The organism is Flavobacterium sp. ACAM 123 (genome assembly GCF_000264055.1).
GTDB lineage: Bacteria > Bacteroidota > Bacteroidia > Flavobacteriales > Flavobacteriaceae > Flavobacterium.
Map to the genome: position 1 here is coordinate 1 of NZ_AJXL01000225.1, position 1,039 is coordinate 1,039.

At 26.9% G+C, this 1,039-nt stretch carries 1 protein-coding gene; it reads right to left on the reverse strand.

The features are described from left to right. Window positions 1-160 precede the first annotated feature (160 nt). Complete coding sequence (locus A3SG_RS0118380) at window positions 161-526, reverse strand: helix-turn-helix domain-containing protein (protein WP_016991446.1); 366 nt, start codon at window positions 524-526, stop codon at window positions 161-163. Window positions 527-1,039: the final 513 nt, after the last annotated feature.

Consider the following 1,039-nt stretch of genomic DNA (forward strand, 5'->3'; position numbering starts at 1 on the left):
TTTACAAGGCTTTTTGTGAATTAACGGAGAATCGAAGTCTTTTTCAATGTATTTAAAAAAAAATTAACAGTAGTAAAAACAAGAGTTAAGCTTTTTTTGAATTCCTGTTTTTACTGGCTTTGTGTAGAATCTGTGTGGACAAAATAAACTGCTAAAACTCTTATTTAGCTACTTTTAACTCTTCTATTTCTAATTTTAGTTTGTCAATTGCAGTTTGTTTATACATAATTGTCTCGTTCTTTTCTTCAAGGAATTGTTTCAGCGTAGAGATATGATCCTTCAAGTCGCTTATCTCTCTCATTTTATCCTCCTGCAAAACCTCCTTTTTCTCAGCGACTATTTCCTTCGATGGTTTCATACTAGCAGGAAAATATCCATCTACTACCATATTTATCAACTTCACTTTTGATTCAGGTATTTTACCTCCTTGCTCGTAATTAATTATAGTTCTGCGGTCAATTCCTAGATGTTGAGCAAATTCTAGTTGCGTCAACTTCAAATCTTTTCTAATTCTAATAACAAACATCTAAATTATTCATAATTAGGTTCTTTAAGGTTAACTATTATAAAAATTAATTCACTTTTTGTTCGTTATTTTAAATTCAACACATGATCTAAGAGTGATTTATCACACCCAAAGTGTAATAGTTTAATAATGTCAGTAAAAAATATTGGTTTTTACAACATTTAGTAATTTAAATAAAAATTAAATGGCATTTTAATACACTTATATCGGTTTTTAAGTGAAATTTAGTGATATTTTGCGTTAAATTAATGTTAGGTGGATAGTTGCTACTTAAAAAACAACCCTAAAGGTATCTGTTATTGAATAAAATTTAAAAATAGAGTTTGTAATACACCAGGATTGATGATTAACACTTTATTGAAATAGGTGACTAATATTTTTTTTGTAAAAATTATAAAAAAGTAAGACTAACTTTTTTCGTAGTCAATTGTGCAATAACGTGAATGATTAAAGGAAGAAAATAATTCAATAAATTATTAAACAAAAAAAGAACTCGTAATACATATATTTACT